This window comes from Streptomyces asoensis (assembly GCF_013085465.1).
GTDB classification, from domain to species: domain Bacteria; phylum Actinomycetota; class Actinomycetes; order Streptomycetales; family Streptomycetaceae; genus Streptomyces; species Streptomyces cacaoi_A.
In genome coordinates, this window is the sequence record NZ_CP049838.1 from 8,514,732 (window position 1) to 8,540,912 (window position 26,181).

Below are 26,181 nucleotides of genomic sequence, written 5' to 3' on the forward strand. Positions count from 1 at the left end.
CAGCTGCGTCGGTGAAGGCTTCCGGGGATCTTCCCAGGGGGTCGGACCGGGGTCTACAGTCGAAAAACTAGCAGTGCTAATCAAGGAGTCCTGACGTGCGTCCCGTCCACTTCGCGGCCGCCCGCCGCACCCCCGTCGGCAGACTGCGCGGAGCCCTGTCCTCCGTACGGCCCGACGATCTCGCCGCGACCGTCATCCGCGGTCTGGTCGCCGAGGTGCCCGCGCTCGACCCGGCCCGTATCGACGACGTCTACTGGGGCGCCGCCAACCAGGCGGGCGAGGACAACCGCAACGTCGCCCGGATGGCCGCCCTGCTCGCCGGCCTCCCCGAGACCGTGCCCGGCGCCACGGTGAACCGGCTGTGCGCCTCCGGGCTCGAGGCCGTCACGACCGCGGCCCGCACGATCGCCGCGGGCGAGGCCGACATCGTGCTGGCCGGCGGTTCCGAGTCGATGAGCCGCGCCCCCTTCGTGCTGGCCCGCCCCGACGAGGCCCTTCCGCACCGCGTCGAGACCGTCGACACCCGGCTCGGCTGGCGCCTGGTCAACCCCGCCATGAAGGACCTGCACGGCCTGCTCGCCATGGGAGAGACCGCCGAGGAGGTCGCCACGCGGTACGGCATCACGCGCGAGCGCCAGGACGCGTTCGCCCTGCGCAGCCACCGACTGGCGGCGCTGGCCCGGGGGGACGGCCACTTCGACGACGAACTCCTGCCCGTACGGCGCCCGGACGGCGTGGTCGTCGACGCCGACGAGGGCATCCGCGAGGACACCTCGCCGGAGAAGCTCGCGCAGCTGAAGCCCGTGTTCCGCGAGGGCGGCACGGTCACCGCGGGCAATGCCTCACCCATGAACGACGGCGCCGCCGCACTCCTCCTCGTCAGCGAGGAGGCACTCGACGAACTGGGGCTGGAGTCCCTCGGCCGGTATGTCGCCGGCGCCTCCGCCGGCGTCCACCCCGACGTGATGGGCATCGGCCCGGTCCCCGCCACCCGCAAGGCGCTGGCCCGGGCCGACTGGAGCGTCGACGACGTCCAGGAGGCCGAGTTCAACGAGGCGTTCGCCGCCCAGGTGCTCGCCTGCGTCGACCAGCTCGGCATCGACCCCGGCCTGGTCAACCCCAGCGGCGGTGCGATCGCCCTCGGCCACCCGCTCGGCTGCTCGGGCGCCCGCATCCTCACCACCCTGCTGCACCGCATGCGCCGCACGGGAGCGGAGCGCGGGCTGGCCACGATGTGCGTGGGCGTCGGACAGGGCAGCGCGGTACTGGTCGAGAGGCACTGACACCGCCGGCCCGGGCCGCCGGGCAGGAGGCCACCGGGCGGGAACAACCACCAGGCGAGACGGCTTTCAGGCCCTCCGGTAGGTGTGCGTAGCATCGGTCTCCGCATGAACACGATGAACTTGTGGCACATCACGGGCTGGGAGTTCGTGGCGCTGGCCCTCGCGGCCCTGCTCGTCGGCTTCTCCAAGACGGCCGTCAGCGGGGCCAACACGGTCAGCCTCGCGATCTTCGCGGCGATCCTGCCCGCCCGCGCCTCCACGGGCGTCCTGCTGCCGATCCTGATCGCCGGCGACGTCCTCGCCGTCCTCACCTACCGGCGGCACGCCCACTGGCCCACGCTGTGGCGGCTGTTCCCGGCGGTCGCGGCCGGCGTGGTCTTCGGGACGGTGTTCCTGGTGTGGGCCGACGACGGGACGGTGCGCACCTCGATCGGCGCGATCCTGCTGCTGATGGCGGGCGTCACGCTGTGGCGGCGCCGCACGGCCGACGCGGGCGACGAACCCGACGCCGTGGTCACCCGGTCCGGCCGCGTCAAGGCCCGCTCCTACGGTGTCCTCGGCGGCTTCACCACCATGGTCGCCAACGCCGGCGGCCCGGTGATGTCGATGTACCTGCTCTCGGCCGGCTTCCGTAAACTCGGCTTCCTCGGCACCTCCGCGTTCTTCTTCCTGATCGTCAACGTCTCTAAGGTGCCGTTCAGCGCGAGCCTCGGACTCATCGACGGCGAATCGCTTCTCCTGGACGCGGCACTCGTCGCGTTCGTCGTCCCCGGAGCGCTGCTCGGCAAGTGGGCCGTGCCCCGGATCAACCAGCGGCTCTTCGAGCGACTGGTGATCGCGGCGACCGTGGTGGGCGGCCTCCAACTCCTGCTGCGCTAGCCGTACGGTCCGGCGGCCGGTCCTCAAGGCGCCGCGACGGCCGCCGGCTCCGGCTCCGGCCGGTGTCGGGGCAGGCCCTCGTTGAGATCCTCGACCAGGAGCCGCTTGGCGATGGTGTCCACCGCCGCCCGCAGATCGCCGCCCGCCGGGCGGCCGATGTCCTGCGCCACCCGCTCCTCCAGCCACTCGCCCCACGCCTGGGTGATCACCCCGGCCTCGCGCGTGCCCGCCTCCGTGTGGGACAGCAGGGAACCGTGGCGGGTCAGATAGCCCTCGTCGACCATGCGGTCGAACACCGGCAGCAGCACCTCCGGCGGCAGATGCCGACGGGCGGCGACGAGCCCGAGGCTCGTGTGGCCGACCATCCGGGTGAACAGCTCGACCTGCATCACCGCCCAGGCCCCGGCGACGTCGAGGCGGGTGTCGGAGCCCTCGACGATCCGGCGCGCGGTGTCCGCGTCGGTACCGCCGATGATCTTCGCGACGGATGCCTCCAGCACCCGCCGGGAGTCCGCGCCGGACGGCTGGCCGAACCCCTCTCCCATGTCGGTGGAGCTCATGCGCGCGCTGTCGCGCAGCTCGACCTGCTTCAGGAACAGGGCGACGACGAAACCGACGGCCGCGACCGGCACCGTCCACAGGAACACCGTCTGGATGGTGTCCGCGTAGGCGTGGACGATCGGCTCGGCGACGGCCGAGGGCAGTCGGTGCAGGCCCTCCGGGCTGGTCGCCGCCCTGGCGATGGTCGCCGTGTCGACGCTGCCCCCCGCCGCCGACGTGGCGGCCCCGATGCCGTCCTTCAGGTTCGGGGTGAGGGAGTTGGTGTACAGGGTGCCGAAGACGGCCGTGCCGAAAGAGCTGCCGAGCGTGCGGAAGAAGGTGACACCGGAGGTGGCGGTGCCCAGGTCGGCGTACTCGACGGTGTTCTGCACGGCGATCGTGAGCACCTGCATGCACAGGCCGATGCCGGTGCCGAGCACGAACATGTACAGCGATTCCAGCCACGCGCCCGTGCCGGGGCCCATGCGGGACATCAGATACAGGCCGACGCCCATCACCAGCGAGCCGATGATCGGGAAGAGGCGGTACTGCCCGGTCTTGCTGACCACGTTGCCGCTGAAGACCGACGCGATGAGCAGCCCGAGCACCATGGGCAGCGTGCGTACCCCGGAGACGGTGGCCGAGTCGCCGTCGACGTACTGGAGGTAGGTCGGCAGGTAGGTCAACGCGCCGAGCATCGCGAAGCCGACGATGAAGCTGAGGATCGAGCACACGGAGAAGACCGGGTTGCCGAACAGCCGCATGGGAAGCATGGGTTGCTGCGCCCGCGTCTCGACCAGGCAGAACAGGGCGAGCGCGACGGCACCGCCGACGAACAGGCCGATGATGACGCCCGAACCCCACGCGTACTCGTTGCCGCCCCAGCTCGTCGCCAGGATCAGCGCGCTCGCGCCGACCGCGACCAGCGCGATGCCCAGGTAGTCGATGACCGGCCGGACCGCCGACTTCACCACCGGGATGGTGCGGGCGGCCGCGAAGACGACGACGATCGCGATGGGCACGTTGACGTAGAACGCCCACCGCCAGGACAGATGGTCGGTGAACAGCCCGCCCAGCAGCGGTCCGATGACGGTGGCCACGCCGAACACGGCCCCGATCGCGCCCTGGTACTTGCCCCGCTCCCGCAGCGGGATGACGTCGGCGATCAACGCCATCGCCGTCACCATCAGGCCGCCCGCGCCGACGCCCTGCATGGCCCGCCAGGCGATCAGCAGCGACATGTTGGTCGCCAGGCCGCACAGGAACGATCCGGTGATGAACACGATCGCCGAGACCTGGAAGACCACCTTGCGACCGAACAGGTCACCGAACTTGCCGACCAGCACGGTCGCGACGGTTTCCGCGAGGAGGTACGACGTGACCACCCACGACATGTGCGCGGCCCCGCCGAGGTCCGACACGATCGTCGGCAACGCCGTGCCCACGATCGTCTGGTCCAGGGCCGCCAGCAGCATCCCCAGCACGATCGTCCCGAAGACGATGTTCCGTCGGCGCGAGTCCAGGACGGGAGGCTGGGCGGCGGCCGGAGCGATTTCCTCGGAGACGGTCACGAGGTCACGATCACACCGGCACCCCCGCCACGCACGCGGGGACGGGCCGCCCGGGGGAGGCTACTCCCGCCCCGGGTTGCGGCGCAGCAGATAGGTGTCCATGATCCAGCCCTTGCGTTCGCGTGCCTCGGCGCGCAGCCGCTCGATACGGGGGCCGGCCTCGGCGATCGGACCGGAGACGAGGATCTCGTCCGGGGTCCCTATGTAGGCGCCCCAGTAGATGTCGACGTCCTCCTCGGCGTACTGCCGGAAGGCCTGGTGGGCGTCCAGCATCACCACCACGTCGTCGACCCCCTCCGGGAAGCCCTCGGCGAGCCGCCGGCCCGTCGTGATCTGCACCGGACGCGCCACCCGGTTCAGGCCCGTGCGGTGCCGGGCGACGAGCGCCGAGACGCTGCTGATGCCGGGGACGACGTCGTACTCGAAGGTCACCGCGCCCCGGGCCAGCACCTCCTGGAGGATGGCCAGCGTGCTGTCGTAGAGCGCCGGGTCGCCCCAGACCAGGAACGCGCCGCTCTGCTCCTCGCCGAGTTCCTCGGTGATCAACCGCTCGTAGATCTCGGCGCGGGCACTGCGCCAGTCGCCGACGGCGGGGGAGTAGGCCGCGCCCCCTGCCCCGCGGTCCCGCTCCGGATCGCGGGCCTCGACCACCCGGTACGCACCGTCCGGCAGGTGCGTGTCGAGCATGTCGTGGCGCAACCGCGTCAGGTCGCTCTTCACCTCGCCCTTGTCCAGGACGAAGAACACGTCCGTGCCGCGCAGCGCCCGGACCGCCTGGAGGGTCAGCTGGTCGGGGTCGCCCGCGCCGATACCGATGACATGAATCTTTCGCACATCACGAGTCTGCCGTACGCCACCGACAGTGACCGGGCCGGGTCAGCGCAGCCGGGGCGCCCGGGTGCTCGCGTCCACGGCGGTGCCGGTCCGCTCCACGGTGTCCGCCAGCTCCCGTGCCCAGCGGGCCAGGCCGGCGAGATCCATTCCGTACGGCCGGGCCTGCCCGGCGCCGGCCGCCCACTCCTGCACCGCTCCGGCACCGCGCCGCAGCAGCCGCGCCCCGCCCGTGAGGTTCCCCCGGGCGGCGTGCGTCAGACCCACCGCGAGCTGCGCGAGCCCGCGCCACAGGGTGCGCTCCGAATCGGGGCCCGCCTTCCAGGCGTCCTCGAAGACCTCGTGCGCGTGGAAGGGCTTCCCGGCGTCCAGCAGGGTCTGCGCCTCGGTGACGGTCGCCTCCGGGGTGCGGACGACCCCCTCGGCCTGCCGCTCCACACCGGGCGTGCCGTACGGCAGGGGCCTGCCGAGTCCGTCCCGCGGCCGGGCGTTGCGCGCCCGCCCCTCGCCGTCCCGGTCCCGGGGACCGGCGGGCCGGCCGCCGCTCGTACCTCCTGCGCTGTCCAAACCGTCCATACGACGATTGTCCCGCTCCCGGGCCTGCTACGGCGCACCGCCCGGTGTGGGGTAAAGTGCTGTTCGCGCGATCACACGGCGAACACCGTGCGAAGCGCACCGGGACGTGGCGCAGCTTGGTAGCGCACTTGACTGGGGGTCAAGGGGTCGCAGGTTCAAATCCTGTCGTCCCGACCAGCTTCACGGCAGGTCGGAAGCCGCTTTCTCGTCATCGAGAAGGCGGCTTCGGTGCGTTCGGGGCAGGTTGCCGGTCCCGCCGCCTCTCCCCGGCTCGGGGAAAGCCCTTGCCCTGAAGCGCACTTCAAGCGGAAGACTCCCGTTCGAGCCGGAGGACACCGGCCGAACGGGAGGATCCAGCATGAAGTACCGCACCATAGGCACCGACCCGGCCACCCGTCGCGAGGTCAGCGTGCTCGCGCTCGGGGCGATGCTCTTCGGGTCGGTGACGGACGAGGAGACGTCCTTCGCGATTCTCGACCGGTACGTGGAGGCCGGCGGGAACTTCGTCGACACCTCCGACAACTACGCCTTCTGGGTCGACGGCGGCCAGGGCGGCCAGAGCGAGGAACTGATCGGCCGGTGGCGGCGCAGCCGGGGCGTCGGCCACGAGATCGTCGTCGCGACCAAGCTCGGCGCCCGACCGCTGGCGCCCGGCACCGGCTACACGGACAACGCGGAGGGCCTCTCCGCGAAGGTGATCCGCGAGTCCGCCGAACGCAGCCGGGAGCGGCTCGGTGTCGAGAAGCTGGACCTGCTCTACGCCCACATCGACGACCACGCCGTCCCGCAGCGCGAGACCGTCGAGGGCTTCGCGGAACTCGTCGCGGAGGGCACGGTCGGCCTGCTCGGGGTGAGCAACCAGGCCATGTGGCGGGTGGAGCGGGCCCGCGCCCTCGCCGCCGCGGCGGGACTGCCCGGCTACGAGGTGCTCCAGTACCAGCACAGTCATCTGCGCCCGCGGTTCGACGTCCCCAGCGAGCTCTTCCCCGACGGCAGCCTCGGGCACGCCGGCGCCGAACTCCTCGGCTGTCTGCGGGCCGAGCCCGACCTCACCCTGGTCGCCTACTCGCCGCTGCTCGCCGGCGCCTACGTACGGCGGGACAAGCCCCTGCCGCCGGACTACGACCACCCGGGCACCCCGGCCCGGCTCGCCGTGCTGCGCGAGGTCGCCCGGGAGACCGACGCGAGTGTCAACCAGGTCGTGCTGGCTTGGCAGTTGGGCGGGGAACTGCCGATCGTCCCGCTGGCCGGGGCGTCGTCGGTGGCGCAACTGGAGGAGAATCTCGCAGCCGTCGACCTGGAGCTGACCGTGGACCAGCGCTCCCGGCTGGACGCCGCGCACTGACGACCGGGCGCCGTCCGGGCGCCGGCGGGGCACCGACCGGGCACCGACCGGGCGCCGGCGGGGCATCGACCGGGCGCCGGCGGGGCATCGACCGGGCATCGACCGGGCACCGACCGGGCACCGACCGGGCACCGACCGGGCACCGACCGGGCGCCGGCGGGGCGCCGTCCGGGGACAACCCGGGAGCAACCGGGGAGGCTACGCTGGGATCATGCCGTCCACCCGCCGCACCGCCAGACAGGCCGACCTGCTGGAACGCCTCGTCGCGCTACTGACGGCGGAGGGGTTCTCGGACCTCACCCTGGACGACCTCGCCGAGCGGCTGCGCTGCTCCAAGACGACCCTGTACCAGCTCGCCCGCAGCAAGCAGGGGCTGGTGGTGGAGGCGGTCAAGCACTACTTCCGCGGGGCCACCGAGGCGGTCGAGAAGCGGGTGGCGCAGACCGTCGACCCCTCGGACCGCGTCCGCGCGTACCTGACCGCCGTGGCCGAACAGTTGCGCCCGCTCTCACGCCGGTTCCTCGACGACGTGGCGGACTTCCCGCCCGCCCGCGAGGTGTACGAGGCGAACACGCGGATGGCCGCGGAGCGGGTGCGCCGGCTGATCGCCGAGGGCGTCTCGGACGGCGCCTTCCGCGAGGTGCACACCGCGTTCGTCGGCGAGGTCGCCGCCGCGACCATGCGCCAGATCCAGCAGGGTGAGCTCAAGACCCGCACCGGGCTGACCGACGCGGAGGCGTACGAACAGCTCGCGTCGCTCATCGTGCACGCCGTCTCCTCCTGAAGCGGACACTTTCCGACCGCGGTCGGATGCCACGGACCGCCCCCGTGCCGTACTGTGAATGATACGTTCGTACGCACTCCAGTATCACTTCCAGTACTCACCGGTACTCCTACGTGGAGGTCACCATGCCTGCCACTCGTGCCCTGCCGACCGAGGAAGCCGTCGAGCTCATCCAGCTCACGCGCACCCTCGCCGCCAAGGAACTCGCCCCCCGGGTCGCCGACGCGGAGGCGGACGGGGCGTTCCCCCGGGACGTCTTCCGCACCCTCGGGCGCAGCGGCCTGCTCGGGCTGCCCTTCGCCGAGGAGGACGGCGGGGCGGACCAGCCGTACGAGGTCTACCTCCAGGTGCTGGAGGAGGTCGCCGCGGTCTGGTCGAGCGTCGCCGTGGGCATCTCCGTGCACGCCCTGTCCTGCTTCCCGCTGGCCCGCTTCGGTACCGAGGAGCAGCGGCGCAGGTGGCTGCCGGACATGCTGGGCGGTGAGCTGCTCGGCGCGTACTGCCTGTCGGAGCCGCACGCCGGCTCCGACCCGGCGGCCATGCTCACCAGCGCGGTCCGCGACGGCGACCACTATGTGCTCAACGGCACCAAAGCCTGGACCACGCACGGCGGATACGCGGACTTCTACACGGTCATGGCCCGCACCTCCGACGACCGCGCGCGCGGCATCTCCTGCTTCCTGATCCCGGCCGGCACCCCGGGGCTCAGTGCCGACCCGCCGGAGCGGAAGATGGGCCTGACGGGCTCGGCGACCGCGACCATGCGGCTGGAGAACGTCCGGGTGCCCGTCGAACGCCGGATCGGGCAGGAGGGGCAGGGGCTGAAGATCGCGCTCGCCTCCCTCGACTGCGGCCGGCTGGGCATCTCGGCCGTCGCCACCGGCCTCGCCCAGGGAGCCCTCGACCACGCGGTGCGCTACGCGCGGGAGCGGGAGACCTTCGGCAAGCCGATCATCGAGCACCAGGGACTGGCGTTCGTGCTCGCCGACATGGGCGCCGCGATCGAGTCGGCACGGGCCACCGCGCTGTCCGCCGCCCGGTTGAAGGATCTCGGCCTGCCCTTCACACGGGAGGCGTCGATCGCCAAACTCGTGGCCACGGACAACGCCATGAAGGTGACCACGGACGCCGTGCAGGTCCTCGGGGGGTACGGATACACCCGCGACTTCCCCGTGGAGCGCTATATGCGCGAGGCCAAGGTCATGCAGATCTTCGAAGGAACCAACCAGATCCAGCGCATGATCATCTCCCGTGCGCTGGACCGTGACGAGGGCGGTGTGCTCACCGTCCTCGGCAAGGAGTGATGATGCAGCTCGAGAACACCGCCGCCCTTGTCACCGGCGGTGCGTCCGGCCTCGGCGCGGCCACCGCGAAGGCCCTCGCCGAGGGCGGCGCCCAGGTCTTCGCCCTCGACCTCAAGGACGGCATCGACAAGGCACCCGAGGTGCCCGGTGTGACCTATGTGCCCACCGACGTCACCGACCCCGAGCAGGTCGGCGCCGCCGTCGCCACCGCGGCGGGCTCCGGTGTCCCGCTGCGCACGGTCGTCAACTGCGCCGGTATCGGCCCGTCCGCGCGGATCCTCGGCAAGAAGGGCGTCCACGACCTCGGCCTGTACGCCAAGGTGATCCAGATCAACCTGATCGGCACCTTCAACGTGCTCGCGCTCGCCTCGGAGGCCATCGCCGCGACCGAGGCCGACGAGAACGGCCAGCGGGGCGTCATCGTCAACACCGCCTCCATCGCCGCGTACGACGGGCAGATCGGCCAGGCCGCCTACGCGTCCTCCAAGGGCGGGGTAGTCGGTCTGACCCTGCCCGCCGCCCGCGACCTCGCGCAGTACGGGATCCGGGTGTGCACCATCGCCCCGGGGATCGTGGAGACGCCGATGCTGGCCACGGTGTCGGAGGAGTTCCGCGCCTCGCTCGCCGAGGGCGTGCCCTTCCCGCGCCGCCTGGCCCGGCCCGAGGAGTACGCCCGGCTGGCCCTGGCGATCGTCGACCACGACTACCTCAACGGCGAGACCATCCGCATGGACGGCGCGCTGCGGATGGCCCCGAGGTAGGTCGGAGGCAGGTCGGAGGCAGGCCACCGGGAGTTCTCGGCGGCCCTCAGGGTCTGACCAGCAGCTGGAAGTCGAACGCGTACCGGGACGCGCGGTAGATGTGCGTCCCGTACTCGACCGGCCGGCCGGTGTCGTCGTACGCCGTGCGCTGCATGGTCAGCAGGGCCGCCCCCTCCTTCTCGGCGAGGAGGTCGGCCTCCTCGGCGGTGGCGGAGCGGGCGCCGATGGTCTGGCGGGCGCTGTGCAGGGTGATGCCCGCCGAACGCAGCAGCCGGTACAGGCCCGTCGACTCCAGGCGTTCCGTGTCGAGGTCCAGGAGGGCCGGGGGCAGGTAGTTGCACAGGAACGCCACCGGCTGTCCGTGCGTGGCGCGCAGCCGCTCCAGAAGGGTGACCTCGCTGCCCTCCGGGACACCGAGCGCGGCGGCCACGTCGGCGGTCGCCGGCACGTGTTCGTTGCGTACGACATGGGTGGTGGGTCCCTGTCCGGCCGCCTCCAGGTCGTCGTAGAGGCTGCTCAGTTCCAGCGGCCGCTTCACCTGGCTGTGCACGACCTGGGTGCCGACTCCCCGCCGTCGCACCAGGAGTCCCTTGTCGACCAGGGACTGGATGGCCTGGCGGACCGTAGGGCGGGACAGCCCGAGGCGGGTCGACAGGTCGATCTCGTTGCCGAGGAGGTTGCCCGGGGCGAGCGCTCCCTGTTCGATCGCCGCCTCCAACTGCTGGGCGAGCTGGTAGTAGAGCGGCACGGGGCTGGTGCGGTCCAGGGCGAAATGCAGCAGGTCGAGCGCGGAGCCGGGCACGGCACGGGATCGGTCGCCGGTCTTCGCCATCGGGGCACCTCCTCGGGTCGATGGGGTCGGGTGGGAGAGCGGCTGGGGAGCGGGCGGACCGGATCAGCCGGATGCGAGGAGCCTCCCGGTCTCGGTTTCGGCCTCGGTTTCGGCCTCGGCCTCGTCCAGCAGGGTCAACTCCCGCCGGGCGAGGGCGACACGGTCCTTTTCGAACGTCTCCGGCCGTGTGAGGGGTACGTCCGGTCGCAAGGGGTAGAGATCGATCCCGGTACGACCCATCGTGATCACGTCCCGTGGCTGGGCCGACTCGGCCATGTGCGACGCTCCTCACGGTGATCGGGAGCCTGGCGTCTCCCAGGTGTAGGTCCCGGGGACCCGCACTGTCAAGAGTTTGTGCTTACATTCGGACCTGCTTGTGAAATGATGTCTTAACAAAGTATTGACAGTGAGCCCGTCAAGGGATTGGATCCGGTCCCAAGCAGCGCACGCCGGGTCCGAGACACCTGAACAGTCGCGGACCCGGCCCCATGGCCCCAATCTGAGTAGAAACGGGCCCCGGATCCTCGCGATCGCCTCCCCTTTTCCCGTCGTTTTCTCCGTCGCACAGTGAGGTGCAGGAAAGATGGACAGCTCTTCTCCCTTCCGCTCGAGCAGAATCGCCCCGGTCGTGGCCATGGCCGCGGCGGTGGCCCTGACCCTCGCAGGCTGCTCCAGCAGCTCCGGCGGCAAGAAGTCCGAGGAGAGCGCGGACGGCGCTTCCGCGGGCAAGGCGAGCACTCCGCAGATGACGGTCGCCCTGGTGACCCACCAGTCGCCCGGCGACACCTTCTGGGACATCGTCCGCAAGGGCGCCGAGGCCGCCGCCGCCAAGGACAACGTCAAGCTGGTCTACTCCGCCGACCCGAACGCCGGAAACCAGGCCAACCTGATCCAGAACGCGATCGACCAGAAGGTCGACGGCATCGCGGTCACCCTCGCCAAGCCGGACGCGCTGAAGGACGTCATAGCCAAGGCGAAGACCGCGAAGATACCCGTGGTCGGCCTCAACTCCGGTGTCAGCGAGTGGAAGAACCTCGGCCTGATGGAGTTCTTCGGCCAGGACGAGACCGTGGCCGGTGAGGCGCTCGGCAACAGGCTCAACTCCGAGGGCGCCAAGAAGGCCGTCTGTGTCATCCAGGAACAGGGCAACATCGGCCTCACCCAGCGCTGTGCCGGTGTGAAGAAGACGTTCTCGGGCACGACGGAGACCCTGTACGTCAACGGCACGGACATGCCGTCCGTGAAGTCGACGATCACCGCCAAGCTGAGCCAGGACAAGGCCATCGACTACGTCGTCACCCTCGGCGCCCCGTTCGCGCTGACGGCGGTGCAGTCGAAGTCCGACGCGGGCAGCAAGGCCAAGATCGCCACCTTCGACCTCAACAAGGACCTGACGAGCGCCATCGACAAGGGCACGATCGAGTTCGCCGTCGACCAGCAGCCCTACCTCCAGGGCTACCTGGCGATCGACTCGCTGTGGCTCTACAAGAACAACGGCAACTACATGGGCGGCGGCGAGCAGCCGGTGCTGACCGGTCCGGCCTTCGTGGACAAGACCAACGTCGACGCGGTCGCCTCGTTCGCCGCGAAGGGCACCCGGTGATGAGCATGACCCATCACGCCGAGCCGGCGGTGTCCACACCGCCGGCCCCCGGCCGTAAGGAGAGCGACGGCCGGACCAAGCAACGCCCCCTGGCTCTGCGGCTGTTGGCGCGTCCCGAGGTGGGTGTGTTCCTCGGCGCGGTCGCGGTGTACGTGTTCTTCCTGATCGCGGCGCCGCCGGTGCGTGACGGCAGTTCGATGGCCAACATCCTGTACCAGTCGTCGACGATCGGGATCATGGCGCTGCCGGTGGCGCTGCTGATGATCGGCGGCGAGTTCGACCTGTCGGCGGGTGTCGCCGTCATCACCTCGGCGCTCACCGCGTCCATGCTGAGCTACCAACTCACCATGAACGTGTGGCTCGGTGTGATCGTCGCCCTCCTGGTGTCCCTCGGGATCGGCTTCCTCAACGGCTGGATGGTGGTCAGGACCGGGCTGCCGAGCTTCCTGATCACCCTGGGCACGTTCCTGATCCTCCAGGGTGTCAACCTCGCGGTGACCAAGCTGGTCACCACGAACGTGGCCACCGACGACATCAGTGACATGGACGGCTTCGGCCAGGCGAAGAAGATCTTCGCCTCGTCCTTCGACGTCGGCGGCGTCCAGGTCAAGATCACTATCGTGTACTGGCTGGTCTTCGCGGCCATCGCCACCTGGGTGCTGCTGCGGACGAAGTACGGCAACTGGATCTTTGCGGTGGGCGGTAACAAGGAGAGCGCCCGGGCGGTCGGCGTGCCCGTGACGTTCACGAAGATCTCGCTGTTCATGCTGGTCGGTTTCGGTGCCTGGTTCGTCGGGATGCACCAGCTGTTCACGTTCAACACGGTGCAGTCGGGCGAGGGTGTCGGGCAGGAGCTGATCTACATCTCCGCGGCCGTCATCGGCGGCTGTCTGCTGACCGGCGGCGCCGGCTCGGCGATCGGCCCGGTCTTCGGGGCGTTCATGTTCGGGATGGTGCAGCAGGGCATCGTCTACGCGGGCTGGAACCCCGACTGGTTCAAGGCCTTCCTCGGCGTCATGCTCCTGGGCGCCGTCCTGATCAATCTGTGGGTCCAGCGCACGGCCACCCGGAGGTGACCCGAATGACCACCAACGGAACCGGCACGCACGGCGCCATCCTCGCGGACACCGCCCCCGAGAGCGGTGACAGTCCACTCGTCGAACTGCGCAACGCGGGCAAGTCCTACGGCAACATCCGTGCCCTGCACGGCGTCGACCTCGCCGTCCGTCCCGGCCAGGTGACCTGTGTCCTCGGCGACAACGGCGCCGGCAAGTCGACGCTCATCAAGATCGTCTCGGGACTGCACCAGCACACCGAGGGCGAGTTCCTCGTCGACGGCACCCCGGTGCGCTTCAGCACCCCGCGCGAGGCTCTCGACAAGGGCATCGCCACCGTCTACCAGGACCTGGCGACGGTCCCGCTGATGCCGGTGTGGCGCAACTTCTTCCTCGGCTCCGAACTCACCAAGGGCCCCTGGCCCGTGCGCCGGCTCGACATCGAGAAGATGAAGAAGACCGCCGACGAGGAACTGCGCAACATGGGCATCGTCCTCGACGACCTCGAACAGCCCATCGGCACCCTCTCCGGCGGCCAGCGCCAGTGCGTCGCCATCGCCCGCGCCGTCCACTTCGGCGCCCGCGTCCTCATCCTGGACGAGCCCACCGCCGCCCTCGGCGTCAAGCAGTCCGGCGTGGTCCTGAAGTACATCGCCGCCGCCCGCGACCGCGGCCTCGGCGTCATCTTCATCACCCACAACCCCCACCACGCCTACATGGTCGGCGACCACTTCAGCGTCCTGCGCCTGGGCACCATGGAACTCAGCGCCGAACGCAGTCAGGTCAGCCTCGAAGAACTCACCAACCACATGGCCGGCGGCACCGAACTCGCCGCCCTCAAACACGAGTTGGCCCAGGTGCGTGGCGTGGACGTCGAGGAGCTCCCGGAGGAGAAGGACCTCACCGCGCCCGTGGCGGGTCCCGGGGAGAGGACGCCCTGACATGGTGAACGCCCTCGACCGCATCCGGGTCGGCTCGGCCCCCGACTCCTGGGGCGTGTGGTTCCCGGACGACCCCGGGCAGGTGCCCTGGGAGCGGTTCCTGGACGAGGTCGCCGAGGCCGGCTACTCCTGGATCGAACTCGGTCCCTACGGCTATCTGCCGACCGACCCGGCCCGTCTCACCGACGAGGTGGCCCGGCGGGGGCTGCGGGTCTCGGCCGGGACGGTCTTCACGGGCATGCACCGCGGCCCGTCGATCTGGGAGTCCACCTGGGCGCACGTGAGCCAAGTGGCCGCGCTCACCCAGGCGATGGGCGCACGGCACCTCGTCGTCATCCCGTCCTTCTGGCGGGACGACAAGACGGCCGAGATCCTGGAGCCGCCGGAGCTGACGGGCGAACAGTGGGCCCATCTCACCAAGGGCATGGAGCGGCTGGGCCACGAGGTGAAGGAGACGTACGGCCTGGACCTCGTCGTCCATCCGCACGCCGACACGCACATCGACACCGAGGACCACGTCGAGCGCTTCCTGGACTCCACCGACGGCGAACTGGTCAACCTCTGCCTGGACACCGGTCACTACGCCTACTGCGGTGGCGACAGCGTCGAGCTGATCGAGGGCTACGGCGAACGCATCGGCTACCTCCACCTCAAGCAGGTCGACCCGGCGGTCCTCGCCGACGTGGTCAAGAACGAGGTGCCGTTCGGCCCGGCCGTGCAGCGCGGGGTGATGTGCGAACCACCTTCCGGTGTACCGGAGTTGGAGCCGATCCTGATCGCGGCGCAGCGGCTCGGCGTCGAGCTGTTCGCGATCGTGGAGCAGGACATGTACCCGTGCGAGCCGGACCGGCCGTTGCCCATCGCGGTGCGCACCCGGAAGTTCCTGCGCTCCTGCGGGGCCTGAACCGGGGACCGGGTCACCAGGCGCGTCGCGCCGTCGCCGACAGGCGGCGGCGCGCCCGCGCTCTTATGGTGGTGGTGATGGGCCGCATGCGGCCCGTGCCCCCTGGTGCGGCTGTGGCCTGCGGCGGAAAACCTCCTCATACGGGAGCGAGCCCATGACACACCCGTGTATTCGACTGCGCAGGGGGATCGTCGTCGCCGCCACGGTGGGGGCGCTGGTGGTGCCGACCGCGGGCGGGGCGGCGATGGCCATGCCGCCCTCGGCCGCCACGGCCGCGACCGGCACCGAACCACCTTCGCCGTCCTCGTCCGGGGACGGCGTCGTCGAACTCACCCCGGCCGTACGCCAGCAGGTCGACGACGCCGTACAGAAGGTCATGAAGCAGGCGAGCATCCCCGGCGTGTCCGTCGGCATCTGGACGCCCGGCAAGGGCGAGTACGTGAAGTCCTTCGGCGTCGCCGACAAGAGCACGGGCCGGGAGATGGACCCCGGCCTCTACATGCGCATCGGCAGCGAGACCAAGACGTTCACCGTCACCGCGGTCCTCCAGCTGGTCGACGAGGGGAAGATCGGCCTCGACGACACCATCGGCGAGTACATCGACGGCGTACCGAACGGCGACAAGATCACCCTGCGTCAGCTGGCCGGGATGCGCAGCGGACTGTTCAACTACTCGGCGGACGAGGACTTCTTCAAGGCGCTGACCTCCGATCCGCAGCGGCCGTTCACCCCGCAGCAGCTGCTCGACTACGCGTTCAAGCACCCCGTGCTGTTCCCGCCGGGTGAGCAGTTCTACTACTGCAACACCAACCTGATTCTGCTCGGCCTGGTCGTCGAGCAGATGAGCGGGCAGCATCTCAACGACTACATCCAGGACCACATCCTGGACCCGGCAGACCTGGACCACACCCTGTTCCCGACCGGCAACGAGTTCCCGACCCCGCACTCCCAGGGCTACACGAACCAGACCGCGACCGGGAAGGTCGAGGACTCCGCCGACTGGAACCCGTCCTGGGGCTGGGCGGCCGGCGCGATGATCTCCCAGCTGGAGGACCTGCGGGTCTGGGCACGCACCGTGGCCACGGGCGTGCTGCCCGACGGCGAGCGGATGGTCGGCCCCGCCACCCAGAAGCAGCGCCTGATCACCCCGCCGACCCCCATTCCGGGTGCCGGCTACGGTCTCGGCATCTTCAATGTGCAGGGCTGGATCGGCCACAACGGCTCGCTGCCCGGCTACGAGTCCCTGACCATCTATCTGCCGTCGGCCCGGACGACCCTCGTCGTCGTGCTCAACACCGACATCAACTACAAGAACGAGGAGCCCAGCACCCTGTTCGGCGACGCGATCACCACGATCATCTCCCCGGACCACGTCTTCAACCTGCCGGCGGAACCAGCGGCGAGGTGAGGACGTTCAGACAGGTACCAGGTGTGTGCAGTCGAGGACGGGGAGGGTGAGATGCAGGAGGAAGAGCAGGCCGGCACCGCGGAGGTCCGGCGCCAGGACCGGTTCGGCGCGCTGCCCGAGCGAGTGCGCCCGCAGGACATGGTCGAGGAGCGGCCGGCCACCCCGCGTGACCCGGACCGGGACGCCTACGACCCGGACGAGTTCGCGGTCCGCTACGGCCTGTGAGCAGGTGAGGGCGGCCGGGGAACACCTCTCCCCGGCCGCCCTCACACGCGGGACGCGTCAGGCCGCAGACTCAGGAGCCGCGGACCTCCGCGATCGTCACCGGCCGGTGCTCGTGCAGGGACAGCGTGCACGCCTCCGCGATCCAGCCCGCCTCCAGGGCGTCCTCGATCGTGCAGGGCGAGGTACGGGTGCCGGCCACGACCTCGGTGAACGCGGTGAGTTCGGCGCGGTAGGCGGCGGTGAAGCGGTCCATGAAGAAGTCGTGCGGGGTACCGGCCGGGAAGGTGACCCCGGGCTCCACCGACCGCAGCGGCAGCTTGTCCTCCAGTCCGACGGCGATGGAGTCCGTGAAGCCGTGGATCTCCATCCGGACGTCGTAACCCCGGGCGTTGTGACGGGAGTTGGAGACCACCGCGATCGTGCCGTCGTCGAGGGTGAGGATCGCGCCGGTGGTGTCGGCGTCGCCCGCCGCCTTGATGTAGTCGGCGCCCCGGTTGCCGCCCACCGCGTACACCTCCGTCACCTCGCGGCCGGTGACCCAGCGGATGATGTCGAAGTCGTGCACGGAACAGTCACGGAAGATGCCCCCGGAGGCGGCGACGTACGCGGCCGGCGGCGGGGCCGGGTCGAGCGTGGTCGAGCGGACCGTGTGCAGCTTGCCCAGCTCGCCCGCCGTCACGGCCGCCCGCGCGGCGACGAAGCCCGCGTCGAAGCGGCGGTTGTAGCCGATCTGGATGGGGACGGCACTGCCCCGGACGGCCTCGAGCACCTCGACGCCCTCGCTCATGGTCCTGGCGACGGGCTTCTCGCAGAAGACCGGGATGCCCGCCTCGACGGCGGCCAGGATCAGGCCCGGGTGGGCGTCCGTCGCCGCCGCGACCACGACACCGTCCACCCCGGCGGCCAGCACGGCCTCGGGGGAGTCCGCGACCTCGGCGCCGAACCGCTCGGCGGCGTTCTTGGCGGCCTCCGCGAACGGGTCGGCCACGACGAGCGACGCGACGGCGTCGAGTCCGGAGAGGGTTTCGGCGTGGAAGGCGCCGATGCGGCCGAGGCCGAGGATTCCGATGCGCATGCGCTCCGCTGCTTTCCTGGTGGTGGGTGGTTGCTGTCTGTCGCTGGGGCTCTGCCCCAGGCCCCGTCGCCCTTCGGGCTCGTCCTCAATCGCCGGACGGGCTCAAAACGCGGGCTCCAGATGCCTGGGTGGGGTTGATGTGTTCAGTCCAGGCCGCCCAGGACGTTCTGGTCCCAGTCGATCACTGATCCGGTGACCACGCCCGACCGCTCGGACAGCAGGAACACCACGAAGTCGGCGATCTCGTCCGGCTGGCCCAGCTTGCCCATCGGCAGTCGTGCGGCGGCCTGCTCGCGCCAGTCGTCCCCGGCGTCGTGGAAGGCCTTCTGCGTCGCGTCCTCGCCCTCCGTGGCCGTCCAGCCGATGTTGAGGCCGTTGATCCGGACCCGGTCGAAGCGGTGCGCGTGCGCCGCGTTGCGGGTCAGGCCGACCAGGCCGGCCTTCGCGGCGACGTACGGCGCGAGAAACGGCTGACCGCCGTGGGCCGAAGAGGTGATGATGTTGACGACCGTGCCGGACGCCTCGCGGGCCAGCATGTCCGCGACGGCCGCCTGCATGGCGAAGAACGGCGCCTTGAGGTTGATCGCGATGTGCTGGTCGAACAGCTCGGGCGTGGTGTCGAGCAGCGTGCCCCGGGAGGTCAGCCCCGCCGAGTTCACCAGGCAGTCGACGCGGCCGTAGGAGGCCACCGTCTCGGCCACCGCCCCCTTCGCCTGCCCGGCGTCGGAGAGGTCGGCCCGGACGAAGAGCGCCTTGCCGCCCGCGGCGGTCAGCTCCGCCACCAGCGCCTCGCCCGGCTCCGGCCGCCGCCCGGTGACGGCGACCAGGGCGCCCTCGCGGACCGCGGCCCGTGCGATGGCCGCGCCGACGCCCTGGCTTCCGCCGTTGACGAGGACGACCTTGTCGTCGAGAAGTCCCATGGAGGGGAGGTCCTTTCAGCTCGTGCGCCGCATGGCGCCGGCCCGCAGCTCGTCCCGGAGTGCCTGCGGGGTCCACTCCTCGTGCAGCGCCCGCCGTACGACGTCCGCCTGCGCGGGCGGGGCGAGGCCGTCGACGGGCGGGTCGCTGTCGAGGTTGGTGGGGAAGGGGTAGCCCTCGGCGCTCGCGGCGACGACACGCTCCAGCCACTCCTCGCCCACGCCCTGCGCCCGGCGCTTCAGCAGCACGGGGTAGACCGCGTTCGCCACCGCCTCCCGGTCCACGGTCTCCATCGCGCGCCCGAAGGCCGAGGACACCTGGAGCAGGTTGGCCGTCCGGCGGACGCCGGTGGTGCGGTTGGTGCCGGCGGCGTGGAAGACGGCCGGGTTGAAGAACGCGGCGTCGCCCTTCGCCAGCGGCAGTTGGACCCGGTGCTTCTCGAAGTACTCCTGGAACTCGGGCCGTCGCCACGCCAGGTAGCCGGGCTCGTACGTCTGCGAGTACGGCAGGTACAGCGTGGGCCCGGACTCCACGGGCATGTCGCAGTGCGCGACCGCGCCCTGGAGCGTGAGCACGGGGGAGAGCCGGTGGACGTGCGCCGGGTACGCGGCGGCCCTCTCGTCGGAGAGGAAACCGAGGTGGTAGTCGCGGTGCACGCGCTGTGCCTGGCCGCCCGGGTTGACCACGTTGACCTGGGACGTCATCTGGTAGCCCGGGCCGAGCCAGGCCCGCGAGACCAGCGCGAGGATGTCGTTGGCGTAGTAGTCGGCGAACGCCTCCGGGTCACGCAGGGCGGCCTTCTCCAGGGCGTTCCAGACGCGGTCGTTGGCGCCGGGCCTCGCGAAGTGGTCACCGGCGCTCGCGCCCGAGGCGTGCTGCTCGGCGATGAGCGCGTCGAAGACGGCGGTGGCCCGGTCGACGACCGTCGGATCGGGGAAGGCGTCCCGGAAGACGACGACTCCGGGGCCGTCGCTCAGGGCCCGCACCAGCTCGGCGCGGACCGCGCGGCCGGTTCCGGGGGCCCGCAGGCGCTCACTGTCGTAGACGAGGACGTTCCCCTGCACCGCCGAGGCGTGCGGGAAGTCGGCGAGGTCGGTGGTGCGCTCGACGAGCGGGCGGAAGGTGCCGAGGTCGCAGTCCTGCTCGGTCAGCCAGGTGTGGCCTCGCTCGGAGGTGAAGGACATCGTCGTCCCTTCGATGGCAATGGCGGCTCAGTGCTGCCATTCTTGTCATGACAAACCCGTCGAACAACCAGCAGGTGGCCATCAAAAACCCCTCAAGCAGATCCCCTGGGAGCGTTCCGTGGGCCACCCCTTCCCCATCCGGGAGATCGCACGTCAGGCGGGTCTGAGCGAGGCCACCGTCGACCGGGTGCTCAACGGCAGGGGAGGGGTGCGGGAGTCCACCGTGCAGGAGGTCCAGCGGGCCATCGCCGATCTGGACCGCCAGCGCACCCAGGTCAGGCTCGTCGGGCGCACCTTCATGGTCGACATCGTGATGCAGGCGCCGGAACGGTTCAGCACCGCCGTCCGGGCCGCCCTGGAGGCCGAGCTGCCGTCCCTGCACCCGGCCGTGCTGCGCTCCCGCTTCCACTTCCGGGAGACCGGACCGGTCCAGGAGCAGGTCGCCACCCTCGACCGGATAGCCCGGCGCGGCTCGCAGGGGGTCATCCTCAAGGCGCCGGACGTCCCCGAGATCAATGCCGCAGTCGGCCGGCTGGTCGCCGCCGGGATCCCGGTCGTCACCCTGGTCACGGATCTGCCGGCCAGCGCCCGCCTCGCCTACGTCGGTATCGACGACCGGGCCGCCGGCGCCACCGCCGCCTACCTCATGGGCCAGTGGCTCGGCGACCGCCCGGGCAATGTGCTCACCAGCCTGAGCAGCGGCTTCTTCCGCAACGAGGAGGAGCGCGAGATGGGTTTCCGCAGTGTGATGCGGGCCCGCCATCCCGAGCGCACGCTGGTCGAGATCGCCGAGGGGCAGGGGCTGGACGCCACGCAGTACGAGCTCGTCCGGGCCGCGCTGGAACGCGACCCGGACATCCACGCCGTCTACTCCATCGGCGGCGGCAACGACGCCACCCTGCGCGCCTTCGCCGACCTCGGCCGTGAGTGCGCCGTGTTCGTCGCGCACGACCTCGACCACGACAACACCCGGCTGCTGCGCGGGCACCGGCTGTCCGCCGTCCTCCACCACGACCTGCGCCACGACGTGCGCGAGGCCTGCCACACCGTGATGCGGGCGCACGGCGCGCTGCCGCCGGCCGGTCCCACGCTGCCGTCGGCGATCCAGGTGGTCACCCCGTACAACATGCCGCCCCCGCCTGCGGCCGGCTGACACCGGCCGCAGGCGGGGGCGGGGGCGGGGGCTGGGGCTGGGGCGCGGGCTTCGCGGGCCGCTCAGTGCCGCAGTGCCGGAGTCCCGGCCGCCGGGGCGAGGCGCGCCGCGCTGCGGTACGTGCAGACGCCCAGGGCCAGCAGCCAGTAGCTGAGGACGGCGCCCATCAGGGCGGTCGTTCCCCAGCCGTTCGCCGCGTAGAAGAACGCGGGGTCGTTGCCGAAGAACAGCGACGGCACGAAGGCCAGGTTGATCCCGGCCAGGACGTACGCCGAGCGGCCGGTCCAGCGCGGCAGCAGACGGGTGCGGGTGACGGCGTGGCCGAGCGCGGTCAGGAAGAGCGCCAGCATCAGACGGGAGATCGACCCGTAGAGGATGTAGGTGCCACTGACGTCGATGGTCGGGTCGATCGGGTGGTCGACGGCGATGACCGCGCCGGCCTCGAGGCCCATCGAGACCAGGGTGACCGTGGCGTAGACGAGGCCCGCGGCGAAGGCGATCGAGCCGACCCACCTGCTTTCCGGGGCGACGCGTTCGACCAGCTCCCGGAACGCCGTCACGAACACGACCAGGGAGGCGAGTGCGACGATCCCGACGAGCAGCCGGGACAGCACGTTGGCGTCCGGCGGCGGGCCCGAGTAGAGGAAGTACAGCGGCACTTGGACGATGAGGGCGAGCGCGGCGACGACGGCGGCGAGGCCGGTCAGGCGACGGGCGACGGCTTCGGACATGGGGATCCCCCGAGTTCTCCGTGTGGCGGGTTCGGTGCCGGCGGCCGCGTGCTCGTGCACGTGCTCGCCGACACCTGAAGCCTGCCGTTCCCGGGGCGCGCGGTCGCTGGGCCTGAGAACCGGATCGGGGGTGGTCCTGTCGCCACCCCTACGGGTGCACCTCCACCCAGGAGCCGCTCTCCGCGGAGCGGGTCATCGCCTCCAGCACGGTCGCGCTGTGCACCGCGTCCGCGAGTGTCGCCCCGTAGGGAGTGCCCTCGGCGACCGAGCGCAGGAAGCGGTAGGCCTCCACCACCTTCAGGTCGTCGTACCCCATGGCGTTCGCCGCGCCCGGCTGGAAGGCGGCGAACTCGCCGTCGCCCGGGCCGACGTACACCGTGCTGACGGGCTGGTCCTGATACGTGGTGCCGCGGCTGACGCCGAGCTCGTTCATCCGCCGGAAGTCCCAGAACACGGCGCCCTTGGTGCCGTGCACCTCGAAGCCGTAGTTGTTCTGCTCGCCGACGGAGACCCGGCAGGCCTCCAGCACGCCCCGGGCGCCGGAGGCGAAGCGCAGCAGGCAGTTGACGTAGTCCTCGTTCTCGACCGGGCCGAGTTCACCGCCGACGGCAAGGCTGTGGCCGGCCGTCGCTCCCGTCGGGCGGGCCCGCTCGGGGACGAAGACCGCCGTGTCGGCCGTCAGGGACGTGATGTCGCCGAGCAGGAAACGGGCCAGGTCGACGCCGTGCGAGGCCAGGTCGCCCAGCACGCCGCTGCCGCCCCGCTCCCGCTCGTACCGCCAGGTCAGGGCGCCGTCGGGGTGGGCCGCGTAGTCGCTGAAGAGGCGGATGCGGACGTGGGTGACCGTGCCGAGCTCACCCGAGGCGATCAGGTCGCGGGCGGCTTCCACGGCGGGCGCGTTGCGGTAGTTGAAGCCGACCGCGCCCTGCACGCCCGCCTTGGCCACCGCGTCCGCCACCGCCCGGGCGTCCTGGGGAGCGAGGCCCACCGGCTTCTCGATCCAGATGTGCTTGCCGGCCTCGGCCATCGCGACACCGATCTCGCGGTGCAGGAAGTTCGGCGCGGTGATGCTGACGGCCCGCACGCGCGGGTCGGCGGCCACCTCGCGCCAGTCCCGCGTGGCGGAGGCGAAGCCGAACTGCTCCGCGGCCTCGTCGGCCCGGCCGGGCACCTCCTCGGCGACGGCCACCAGCTCCGGCCGCAGGGCCAGCCGCGGGTAGTGGTGCCGTACGCGCGCGTACGCCTGGGTGTGCACCCGGCCCATCCAGCCGAACCCGACGACGGCCACTCCCAGTGCATCCACCATGGCAGTCACCACAGCCCTTCCTTGGACCGCTCCATCCACTGACCAGGCCACCCTGCGGGCCGTTTCCCCAGGGTGTCAAGGGTTTCAAGGCCCTTTGACAACCGGTGCGCCACATGGAACGGTCCAATCATGAGACCACCGACCATCCGTGACGTCGCCGACCGGGCCGGAGTGTCCAAGTCACTGGTCTCCCTGGTGCTGCGCGGCTCCGACCAGGTGCGGGCCGAGAAGCGGGAGGCCGTCCTGCGGGCCGTGCGCGAGCTGGGCTACCGGCCCAACGCGGCCGCGCGCAGCCTCAGCGAGCAGCGCACCCTGTCCGACTCCCGGCCGGGCCCGGGCGGCGGGACCCCCATGGTCGGCGTCCTGCTGCACGACCTGCGCAACCCCTGGTACGTGGACCTCCTGGACGGCCTCAACTCCCTGCTGCACGCGAGCGGACTGCACATGCTGCTGGCCGACGCCCGGCTGCACCGGCGCGTCGGCCAGGACCCGGCCGGGCCCTTCCTGGACCTGGGGGCGGACGGGCTGGTCGTGGTCGGCACGCTGCCCGACCCGGCGGCGCTCGAGACCTTCGCCGCCCGGATGCCCGTCGTCGTCGCGGCGGCCCGCGAGCCGGTGCCGGCCGGAGTGGACCTGGTGGCGAACGACGACGAGCGCGGCGCCCGCCTGGTCACCGAGCACCTCGTCGGACTCGGCCACCGCCGCATCGCCCACCTGACGGGCTACGGTGCCGTCGCCGACCTGCGCCGGCGGGGCTTCGAGGCCACCATGCGGGCGGCGGGACCGGACCATGTGGCGCTGGTCGAGGCGGGGGACATGACCGAGGAGGGCGGCTACCGGGCCACGGTGCGGCTGCTCGCCCGCGCCGACCGGCCCACGGCCGTGTTCGCCGTCAACGACATGACGGCGGTGGGGGCGCTGTCGGCGGCCGAGGAACTGGGCCTGCGCGTGCCGCGCGACCTGTCCGTGGTGGGCTACGACAACACCGGCATCTCCCGGCTGCGCCATGTGTGGCTCACGACCGTCGACGGCGCCGGCCACGAGGTCGGCCGCCGAGCCGCCCGCTGTCTGCTCGACCGCCTCGAACGGCCGGGAGGAGCGGGGCGGCTGCATCTGGCCCCGCCGGTCCTGGAGGTCCGGGGGACGACGGCGCGCCCGCCCGCGGTCACAGTGTGATCGCGTAGGCCTTCCGCAGCGTCTCGTGAACCGTCCAGGTCGTCCGGTCGCCCTCGCGCAGCACCGCCATGTCCCCGGGGCCGACCGTCAGCGTGGGGCCGCCCTCGACCTGGATGGTCGCCGACCCGCTGATCACCACGAACAGCTCGTCCGCCTCGGTGTCGGTGACGACGCCCGGGGTGATCTGCCAGATCCCCCTGACCTGCCGGCCGTCCGCCGACTCCCACACCACCTTGCCGGTCACCTCGGGGGTCCCGGCGACGATCTGCCGCGGATCGAGCGGCTCCGGCTCGAGGCCGGCGTCGGGGATGTGGACGACGAAGCTGTGGGGCGGGGGGCTGTCGGGGCTGCTGTCGGTGCTCATGGGGCGACCCTAGCGAGGCCGTACGTCCGCCGGGCGTGGACACTGTGTGGGCTGTCGGCCCAGGTGGGAGGACACTTCGTCACGACTGGCGGCCCGTGCGGGACGGGGTGATCGTGGTGCCCATGGCGGACGACACCGCGGCGGGGCGCGAGCCGCACCGGCACGACACGCGTGAGGCTCTCCTCTTCGGCGGTGTCTACGGCGCGGTACTGGCGAGTTCGATGGTCGCCGCGCTCAGCCAGTACGGGCACACCTCCCAGGACAGCCGCCGCTACGACGCCGCCTGGCTGCTGGTGACCGCGTTCGCCTCGGCGCTCGCGCACGGTTACGCCCACTACATCGCCGAGCGGGGCCCGCACAGCCGAGGGGACGCGCTGCGCACCCTGGTCGAGGAGTGGCCCCTGGTCGCGGCCGTGCTGCCCACCGTCCTGATCCTCGCGGGCGCCGGCTGGGGCTGGTGGCCGGCGAGCGGGGTGGAGTACGCCGCGTTCACCCTGAACATCGCCCTGCTGTTCGCCCTCGGCCTGGTCACGGCCCGCTGGTCGCGCCGCCCGTGGGCCGTCGCGGTGCTGATCGGCGCGGTGGACGCGCTGCTCGGCGTGATCGTGGTCGTGGCGAACGCGTTGATCAAGTAACCCGCACCGTCCCGCGCCGTACCCGTCCAGTGGGAACATGGCGCGGCGGTAGCACGCGCGCAATACGGCGGACAAAATTGTTGACAATCTTGTTTCGCTAGATTTAGGTTCGACAGGCACTCACTCAGGGAGGGCAACCATGCCGAAAGAAGCCCGTCCGAGCACCGGGGAGCAGGCCAAACAGCATGCGCTCGCGCAACTGCGGCAGGCGATCCTGCACGGCGAGATGGCACCGGCCCAGCGGCTGGTGGAGAACGAGCTCGCCGAGCAGTTCGGTGTGACGCGGGCCAGCATCCGCGCGGCACTCATCGATCTGGAGTCCCAGGGACTCGTCGAACGGATCCGCAACCGCGGTTCGCGGGTGCGGGTGGTGACCGTGGACGAAGCGGTCGCCATCACCGAGTGCCGCATGGTCCTCGAAGGACTGTGCGCGGCGAAGGCGGCCGTCGCGGCCAGCGACGACCAGCTGATCGAGCTGACCGACCTCGGCACGGCCATGACCAAGGCCGTGGCCGACGGCGAGCCGGTCACCTACTCCGACCTGAACCACGAACTGCACGTCCGCATCCGGGAGTTCTCCGGACAGCAGACCGCGCAGGAGCTGCTGGAGCGGCTCAACGCCCAACTGGTGCGCCACCGCTTCCAGTTGGCGCTGAGGCCGGGGAGGCCGCAGCAATCCCTGAACGAGCACCTGACCATGATCGAAGCGATCCGGGCCAGGGACCCCCAGGCGGCCGAGACGGCCGTCCGCGCCCACCTCACCAGCGTGATCGAGGCGCTGCGCGACTGATCACGAC

General features: G+C 71.1%; 27 protein-coding genes and 1 tRNA gene. 17 read left to right on the forward strand and 11 right to left on the reverse strand.

Annotated features, from left to right (window positions below; genetic code table 11):
• Nucleotides 1-95: 95 nt before the first annotated feature.
• Together G9272_RS38005 and G9272_RS38010 are read left to right on the forward strand one after the other, a co-directional pair.
• A complete protein-coding gene (locus G9272_RS38005) occupies nt 96-1,283 on the forward strand; it encodes a thiolase family protein (RefSeq protein ID WP_171400752.1) in 1,188 nt (395 codons plus the stop codon).
• Nucleotides 1,284-1,388: 105 nt separating this feature from the next.
• Nucleotides 1,389-2,162, forward strand: coding sequence for a sulfite exporter TauE/SafE family protein (locus G9272_RS38010; protein ID WP_171400753.1), 774 nt, complete (start codon nt 1,389-1,391; stop codon nt 2,160-2,162).
• 23 nt (nt 2,163-2,185) lie between these two features.
• Here the strand turns inward: G9272_RS38010 and G9272_RS38015 are convergent, their stop codons facing one another.
• Genes G9272_RS38015 through G9272_RS38025 form a run of 3 tightly spaced genes read right to left on the reverse strand, consistent with a single transcriptional unit; the run spans nt 2,186 to nt 5,680 of the window.
• On the reverse strand, nt 2,186-4,273 hold the full coding sequence (locus G9272_RS38015; protein ID WP_171400754.1) for an MDR family MFS transporter: 2,088 nt from the start codon (nt 4,271-4,273) through the stop codon (nt 2,186-2,188).
• Between the two features lie 60 nt (nt 4,274-4,333).
• Nucleotides 4,334-5,107 (reverse strand): precorrin-6A synthase (deacetylating), encoded by a 774-nt coding sequence (cobF, locus tag G9272_RS38020; protein ID WP_171400755.1) that lies wholly within the window; start codon nt 5,105-5,107, stop codon nt 4,334-4,336.
• Nucleotides 5,108-5,149: 42 nt separating this feature from the next.
• Nucleotides 5,150-5,680: a DUF309 domain-containing protein gene (locus G9272_RS38025; protein ID WP_171400756.1), complete on the reverse strand. Its 531-nt coding sequence runs from the start codon at nt 5,678-5,680 to the stop codon at nt 5,150-5,152.
• A gap of 100 nt (nt 5,681-5,780) precedes the next feature.
• On the opposite strand from G9272_RS38025, the gene G9272_RS38030 reads away from it, so the two are divergent.
• The 5 genes from G9272_RS38030 (at nt 5,781) to G9272_RS38050 (ending at nt 9,874) form a co-directional block, all read left to right on the forward strand.
• A tRNA-Pro gene (locus tag G9272_RS38030) sits at nt 5,781-5,857 on the forward strand.
• Between the two features lie 181 nt (nt 5,858-6,038).
• Nucleotides 6,039-7,025, forward strand: a complete 987-nt coding sequence (locus G9272_RS38035) for an aldo/keto reductase (RefSeq protein ID WP_171400757.1) — start codon at nt 6,039-6,041, stop codon at nt 7,023-7,025.
• 211 nt (nt 7,026-7,236) lie between these two features.
• On the forward strand, nt 7,237-7,809 hold the full coding sequence (locus tag G9272_RS38040) for a TetR/AcrR family transcriptional regulator (protein WP_171400758.1): 573 nt from the start codon (nt 7,237-7,239) through the stop codon (nt 7,807-7,809).
• A gap of 125 nt (nt 7,810-7,934) precedes the next feature.
• Entirely contained in the window at nt 7,935-9,113 is a 1,179-nt protein-coding gene (locus G9272_RS38045; RefSeq protein ID WP_171400759.1) for an acyl-CoA dehydrogenase family protein, read from the forward strand.
• Nucleotides 9,114-9,115: 2 nt separating this feature from the next.
• Nucleotides 9,116-9,874, forward strand: coding sequence for an SDR family NAD(P)-dependent oxidoreductase (locus G9272_RS38050; RefSeq protein ID WP_171402350.1), 759 nt, complete (start codon nt 9,116-9,118; stop codon nt 9,872-9,874).
• Between the two features lie 46 nt (nt 9,875-9,920).
• On the opposite strand, the gene G9272_RS38055 is transcribed toward G9272_RS38050, so the two are convergent.
• Together G9272_RS38055 and G9272_RS46495 are read right to left on the reverse strand one after the other, a co-directional pair.
• Nucleotides 9,921-10,706, reverse strand: a complete 786-nt coding sequence (locus G9272_RS38055) for a GntR family transcriptional regulator (protein ID WP_171400760.1) — start codon at nt 10,704-10,706, stop codon at nt 9,921-9,923.
• 63 nt (nt 10,707-10,769) lie between these two features.
• Nucleotides 10,770-10,982 carry a hypothetical protein gene (locus G9272_RS46495; RefSeq protein WP_437184341.1) on the reverse strand — a complete coding sequence of 71 codons (213 nt, stop codon included), beginning with the start codon at nt 10,980-10,982 and terminating at the stop codon, nt 10,770-10,772.
• A gap of 307 nt (nt 10,983-11,289) precedes the next feature.
• Here G9272_RS46495 and G9272_RS38065 point away from each other — a divergent pair, with 307 nt between their 5' ends.
• The 6 genes from G9272_RS38065 (at nt 11,290) to G9272_RS38090 (ending at nt 16,842) form a co-directional block, all read left to right on the forward strand.
• A complete protein-coding gene (locus tag G9272_RS38065) occupies nt 11,290-12,309 on the forward strand; it encodes a sugar ABC transporter substrate-binding protein (protein ID WP_171400761.1) in 1,020 nt (339 codons plus the stop codon).
• Complete coding sequence (locus tag G9272_RS38070) at nt 12,309-13,385, forward strand: ABC transporter permease (RefSeq protein WP_171400762.1); 1,077 nt, start codon at nt 12,309-12,311, stop codon at nt 13,383-13,385. The genes G9272_RS38065 and G9272_RS38070 overlap by 1 nt, the downstream gene beginning before the upstream one ends.
• 5 nt (nt 13,386-13,390) lie before the next feature.
• On the forward strand, nt 13,391-14,305 hold the full coding sequence (locus tag G9272_RS38075) for an ATP-binding cassette domain-containing protein (RefSeq protein WP_171400763.1): 915 nt from the start codon (nt 13,391-13,393) through the stop codon (nt 14,303-14,305).
• A gap of 1 nt (nt 14,306) precedes the next feature.
• Nucleotides 14,307-15,209: a sugar phosphate isomerase/epimerase family protein gene (locus G9272_RS38080; protein WP_171400764.1), complete on the forward strand. Its 903-nt coding sequence runs from the start codon at nt 14,307-14,309 to the stop codon at nt 15,207-15,209.
• 154 nt (nt 15,210-15,363) lie between these two features.
• Nucleotides 15,364-16,617 carry a serine hydrolase domain-containing protein gene (locus G9272_RS38085; protein WP_171400765.1) on the forward strand — a complete coding sequence of 418 codons (1,254 nt, stop codon included), beginning with the start codon at nt 15,364-15,366 and terminating at the stop codon, nt 16,615-16,617.
• 51 nt (nt 16,618-16,668) lie between these two features.
• Entirely contained in the window at nt 16,669-16,842 is a 174-nt protein-coding gene (locus G9272_RS38090; protein WP_171400766.1) for a hypothetical protein, read from the forward strand.
• A gap of 70 nt (nt 16,843-16,912) precedes the next feature.
• On the opposite strand, the gene G9272_RS38095 is transcribed toward G9272_RS38090, so the two are convergent.
• The 3 genes from G9272_RS38095 to G9272_RS38105 form a co-directional block, all read right to left on the reverse strand.
• Nucleotides 16,913-17,917 carry a Gfo/Idh/MocA family protein gene (locus tag G9272_RS38095; protein ID WP_171400767.1) on the reverse strand — a complete coding sequence of 335 codons (1,005 nt, stop codon included), beginning with the start codon at nt 17,915-17,917 and terminating at the stop codon, nt 16,913-16,915.
• A gap of 143 nt (nt 17,918-18,060) precedes the next feature.
• Complete coding sequence (locus G9272_RS38100) at nt 18,061-18,837, reverse strand: SDR family oxidoreductase (RefSeq protein ID WP_171400768.1); 777 nt, start codon at nt 18,835-18,837, stop codon at nt 18,061-18,063.
• 15 nt (nt 18,838-18,852) lie between these two features.
• A complete protein-coding gene (locus G9272_RS38105) occupies nt 18,853-20,019 on the reverse strand; it encodes a phytanoyl-CoA dioxygenase family protein (protein WP_171400769.1) in 1,167 nt (388 codons plus the stop codon).
• Nucleotides 20,020-20,137: 118 nt separating this feature from the next.
• Between G9272_RS38105 and G9272_RS38110 the strand changes: the two genes are divergently transcribed.
• Nucleotides 20,138-21,172 (forward strand): LacI family DNA-binding transcriptional regulator, encoded by a 1,035-nt coding sequence (locus G9272_RS38110; RefSeq protein ID WP_171400770.1) that lies wholly within the window; start codon nt 20,138-20,140, stop codon nt 21,170-21,172.
• A gap of 62 nt (nt 21,173-21,234) precedes the next feature.
• On the opposite strand, the gene G9272_RS38115 is transcribed toward G9272_RS38110, so the two are convergent.
• Complete coding sequence (locus G9272_RS38115; RefSeq protein WP_171400771.1) at nt 21,235-21,903, reverse strand: hypothetical protein; 669 nt, start codon at nt 21,901-21,903, stop codon at nt 21,235-21,237.
• A 148-nt stretch (nt 21,904-22,051) separates the two neighbouring features.
• Nucleotides 22,052-23,209: a Gfo/Idh/MocA family protein gene (locus G9272_RS38120; RefSeq protein WP_171400772.1), complete on the reverse strand. Its 1,158-nt coding sequence runs from the start codon at nt 23,207-23,209 to the stop codon at nt 22,052-22,054.
• A gap of 129 nt (nt 23,210-23,338) precedes the next feature.
• Between G9272_RS38120 and G9272_RS38125 the strand changes: the two genes are divergently transcribed.
• Nucleotides 23,339-24,385: a LacI family DNA-binding transcriptional regulator gene (locus G9272_RS38125; RefSeq protein ID WP_171400773.1), complete on the forward strand. Its 1,047-nt coding sequence runs from the start codon at nt 23,339-23,341 to the stop codon at nt 24,383-24,385.
• Here G9272_RS38125 and G9272_RS38130 read toward each other — a convergent pair.
• Nucleotides 24,375-24,749 carry a cupin domain-containing protein gene (locus G9272_RS38130; protein ID WP_171400774.1) on the reverse strand — a complete coding sequence of 125 codons (375 nt, stop codon included), beginning with the start codon at nt 24,747-24,749 and terminating at the stop codon, nt 24,375-24,377. The genes G9272_RS38125 and G9272_RS38130 overlap by 11 nt on opposite strands.
• Before the next feature lie 122 nt (nt 24,750-24,871).
• Between G9272_RS38130 and G9272_RS38135 the strand changes: the two genes are divergently transcribed.
• Nucleotides 24,872-25,384 (forward strand): hypothetical protein, encoded by a 513-nt coding sequence (locus G9272_RS38135; RefSeq protein ID WP_171400775.1) that lies wholly within the window; start codon nt 24,872-24,874, stop codon nt 25,382-25,384.
• Between the two features lie 139 nt (nt 25,385-25,523).
• On the forward strand, nt 25,524-26,174 hold the full coding sequence (locus G9272_RS38140; RefSeq protein WP_171400776.1) for a GntR family transcriptional regulator: 651 nt from the start codon (nt 25,524-25,526) through the stop codon (nt 26,172-26,174).
• The last annotated feature ends 7 nt before the right edge of the window (nt 26,175-26,181 follow it).